Here is a 4286-nt window from a genome sequence, read left to right on the forward strand (position 1 = left end):
CGTGTCCTGCTGGCCAGGCCCAAGGCGGTGTTCCTCGACGAAGCCACCTCCGCTCTGGATGAGGGCCTGGAGTTCGCGCTGTACCAGCTGCTGCGCACCGAGTTGCCCGACACCATCGTGGTCAGCGTCGGTCACCACGCGTCGGTCGAACAGCACCACGAGCACCAGTTGGAGCTGCTCGGCGAAGGTGCCTGGCGGCTGGGCCGCGTGGCCTCGATGCAATGACAACGACCCGCGCAGCACCGCCGATCAGTGATCCACGTCGCCGATCACCGTGTGCCGCGGCGGTGGCATCGCCGACCCGGGCCCCTTGATCGATGCCCAGATGGCGCGGTTGAAAGTGTCTTCGTCAATCGCGTCCTCGACGGTGAGGTTTTGGGCACGGGATTCCGCGGCCATCGGCGCGTCGGCGGTGTTGATCGCGGTCGCGATCGGTCCAGCGTCCGGCGGTGCGGGACCCCGCAGCTGGTAGGGCGCGGTGTTCGGATCGACGGTGAATGCGTTGGCCATCGGAAAGGCGAAGGCGTCGAACTGGGTCAGCGGCGTGAGCCCGACGAGCAATTCCATGGTCCGCAGCATCGAGGCAGTGCTGTACAGGGTGGAATCGACGGCGCCCGTCTGGGTGTAGGGGCTGATCACCTGGGACACGGTGCGGTGCGCGTCGACGTGGTCGGGCCCGTCTTGGGCGTCGTCTTCGGTGACGAAGATCGCGGTGTCCTGCCAGTACTTCGAGTGCGAGACGGTGTCCACCAGGGTGCCCAGGGCCATGTCGTTGTCCAGCGCGTAGCTCTGCGGGGTCGGATAACCGGGCGCCGTGGCGGCGGTGTGATCGTTGGGCAGGCGGACGAACTCAAAGGTGGGCAGAGTGCCGTCCTGAACATAATCGGCAAACTCACGTTGCCATTCGCTGACCCGCGGTGGCCCGCAGTTGTCCAGCGGGACAAATGTGTTGGGGCTGTCGGGGCATTTCAGGTTGAAGCCGCGGTAGGCATGGTCGGTGTTGGCGTCCAGCACAGGGTCGGCGGCGTGCGCTTCGGCGGTGCTGTTGAGGGTGACGTAGAAGCCGTAATTGCGAAAGGACACACCGGCCTTGGCGAGCCGGTCCCAAATGTAGGCATCGGCGGGGTCGGTGTTGGGTGCGATGGCGGGGTCGCCTGACTCAGCGGGGTACGAATGGTTCCGATCGGAATAATTTGCTGGCCAGCCACTTTCGGTGTAGGGGTTGGAGTTGGCGGCCACTACCCACATCCAGCCCTGGGCGCTGACCTCGGCATCGGCGTAGAAGTTGTCGAGTGTGACGAAACGGCGCTGCAGCTCGCGGGTGTTGGGAACCGACTCGTCACCGAAGAGGTTCAGCGACGCGTCGCCGTTGCCCCTGCCGAGCGAGCCGAGCTCCTGATCGAAGGTGCGGTTCTCCTTGACGACGTAGATGATGTGCTTGATCGGGCTTGATTGGCCCGGATGCTGGGGCACCACCGGCGACACTCCGGCCGTGCGGACCTCGCCGCGGGCGTCGAAGCCGTCGTTGGCCTGCACCTGGCCCGTCCATTCGTCGAGCTGGGCCTGGTCGAAATCCCCGATCGCCGACAGCGTGCCGGTGATCATCGACCCGACGTAGAGTTCGGGTGCCGCACCGCCGGGCTGTGTGGGATCGGGATGGCCGGGTCCGCCGTTGGGGCCCGCGCCCAGGCCTTTCGCGTTGGTGACGAACAACTTCGGGCCGATCACCGTCACCGTGCTCGGATACCACCCGGTCGGGATGAGGCCCCGCACCGCGAGGCGGTCCGTGTCGATGACCGCGACGTCATTGTCACCGGAGTTGGCTACATAAAGCGTCTTCGCGTCGCCCGACAGCGCGAGCCCGACCGGGTTGGCACCAACCTGTGCCCCCGGATACGGCGCCAGCGCGATCGTCCCTGTGACGATCGAGGCGGCGGTGTCGATCACGTCGACCTGATCGCTGTCGGCGCTGGCGACAAACATCCGCGTCCCGTTCTTGTCCAACAGCAGCGCCGCGGGATGGGTTCCCACCCGGATCTCGCCGATCGCCGCCAACCGGCCCGCCGAGACATCGAGGACCCGAACGGTGTCGGCACCTTGCTCGGCCACCCACGCGCGGTTGCCGTCGCGCGACACGGCCACGGCCCCGGGTGCGTGGCCGGCACCGACGGTCTGTGATGCCCCCGTCAGGGGATCGAGCGCGGTGACCGCGTCGGCGAGACGGTCGGCGACCAGCACCCGCCCGTCGCCGGTGACCGCGACCCCGGCCGGGAACGGGTTGAGCGGCTTGCCGTCGGCGGACGTGCGCGGCAATTCCAATGGCGCGGTTTCGGTCAGCGCCCCGTTCGTGACATCGAAAGTGCGAATCTTGTCATTGCCTCCGCCGGAGGCGTACAGGCGGTGCCCGTCGCCGCTGAACGCCAACCCGGTGAACAGCGCCTCAGGCTTGTGATAGGGCACCGTCTGATTCACCATCCCGGTTGCGGTGTCGATCACCTGCAACGACTGGGTGCCCTGCCCGTCGTTGCTCACCACCATCCGGTGGCCGTCCGGGGACGCGGCGGCGCCCAGAGGCAGATCCCCCAACATGGTCTGCTGGCCGGCCGGAGTCACCGTGTAGCCGTTCGGTAGCAGACCGCTCTCATTCGGGCGCGGCCCGACTGTCACCGGGTCCGTGGGCGTCCCCCAGCTGGTCCCGCACGCGGCCAGCGCCAGCACGCCGACCAGCGCAACGATCAGCCCCTGCTTGGCTCGGTTGTTCGTCGACACCGACTCCGCCCGTGCTCCTGGTTACCGTGGACCGGCGCGATGCGCCTGGCCAGACCATATTCGAACCGCCCCCCGGTCGGCGCATTTGCCAGATTTTGAAAACCGGTCCAACATTCTGGCATGGCGCCGCGGGATGGGCCCGCTGCCGGGCTTGCGTGCGGTGGGTATCCCCAGCCAACCCGGCGCACATCCGAGTGGTCGACGAGATCAAGTTTTGCGGGCCTGGGGGGATCCAACTCGAACTTCGACAGACCACGGTCCGCCGACTTCGCGCGAGATGGCAGCACGGCTTTTCATCGATTTCCACCGCGCCTATCGCCGCTCATCATCCTCCGTTCGTTTCACGAACATCGGTGCGCGCAACGGGAGCCGATATAGTCGCAGGCTCCAGCCCGCTCGGATCGCCCGCGCCCGTGGCCGCAGTCTGTCAAGCTTCGCCCCGGTCCTGCGCTGTCAGCCCTGTGGCTGGCCGACGGGGCTGCCGCGCAGGCTGCCAGGTGGTGCCCGCCGACCTGCTGCGCCGCCCCGGGCGCCGGCCCGTAGGCATCGACTATTTCCGTCGTCAGGACGTGGATTTCGACGACTTTCCGTCATTATCGATGTCCGCCGACCGCCGACTCTCATGCTGACGGGCATAGAACCAGTTGGTCCCCGGACCGACCGCCGGCGGCGCACTGCCGCCTGAGGCCGACGCGTCCAAAACCCGGTAGGCCGGTCGGAGCCCACGGTGCGGCGCCGCGTGGATCTCTTGACCCGCACGGGCCCCTCTTGGCATTCCGCACCGACTTCGCGGGAGTGGAAGCCGGCTGGGTGACGGGCGTGGCGCTCAAGCTGCAGGTCGATGGGTCAGCGCTGGCCTCGGTGGGACACACACTGGTCCAATACACCGAGACCAGATTCTGCGTCGCGACCATCGGCAGCGGAGCGGCCAGTCTTTTCGTCACGATGCAGCTGCACAAGCTGTCCCCTGCCTCCCGTGATTCATCGGCTGCTATCCGAATACCCCGGCGTGGCAGTCTTCGATACCCCGTGGTGCTGCGTTCCGTCAAGTCCTGGGGACGGCTTCTTGGACCCGACGGCCGCGCCAGGGAAGTGTTGCCGGTCGACCTGTGGGCGCCCGCCGGCTAATGAATCGCCGACATGCGACAATCGGGTGGCCCTGGGTTCGGTTGTGATTCCCTTGCGGGCATGAACCACGATGATCGGTAGGCGACATGTTTCCGCGCAACATGCGCGCCAGCCACGATCAAGCTGCGTCGACGCCCGCGGCGGGGTCCTCGCGATCGGCATCAATTAACAACGACGTAACTGCACGCCCATACCGTGGCGGCATGCGACGCGAGCCGACGCGGACGCTCGGCGTTGAAGAGGAGTTCCACCTTGTCGATCTGAAGACGAGGCGGCTCACCGCACGCGCGCCGGAACTGTTGGCTCAACTGTCCGACGACTACGTCGCGGAGTTGCAGCGCTGCGTGGTCGAGATGAACAGCAGGGTGGTCAACACCCTGGAGCGATTG

3 protein-coding genes and 1 pseudogene are annotated in these 4286 nt (G+C 66.9%); 3 read left to right on the forward strand and 1 reads right to left on the reverse strand.

The window, feature by feature from the left end; translation table 11 throughout:
- Positions 1 to 225, forward strand: a pseudogene (locus VKG81_RS20815) (ABC transporter ATP-binding protein/permease); the annotation flags it as partial.
- A 24-nt stretch (positions 226 to 249) separates the two neighbouring features.
- On the opposite strand, the gene VKG81_RS20820 reads toward VKG81_RS20815, so the two are convergent.
- A complete protein-coding gene (locus tag VKG81_RS20820) occupies positions 250 to 2769 on the reverse strand; it encodes a bifunctional YncE family protein/alkaline phosphatase family protein (RefSeq protein WP_324398620.1) in 2520 nt (839 codons plus the stop codon).
- 768 nt (positions 2770 to 3537) lie between these two features.
- Between VKG81_RS20820 and VKG81_RS20825 the strand changes: the two genes are divergently transcribed.
- Both VKG81_RS20825 and VKG81_RS20830 read left to right on the forward strand, forming a co-directional pair.
- On the forward strand, positions 3538 to 3897 hold the full coding sequence (locus VKG81_RS20825) for a hypothetical protein (protein WP_324398621.1): 360 nt from the start codon (positions 3538 to 3540) through the stop codon (positions 3895 to 3897).
- Positions 3898 to 4100: 203 nt separating this feature from the next.
- Positions 4101 to 4286: glutamate-cysteine ligase family protein (locus VKG81_RS20830; protein ID WP_324398622.1), on the forward strand; the 186-nt coding region annotated here is incomplete at its 3' end.

Source organism: Mycobacterium sp., assembly GCF_035314905.1.
GTDB lineage: Bacteria > Actinomycetota > Actinomycetes > Mycobacteriales > Mycobacteriaceae > Mycobacterium.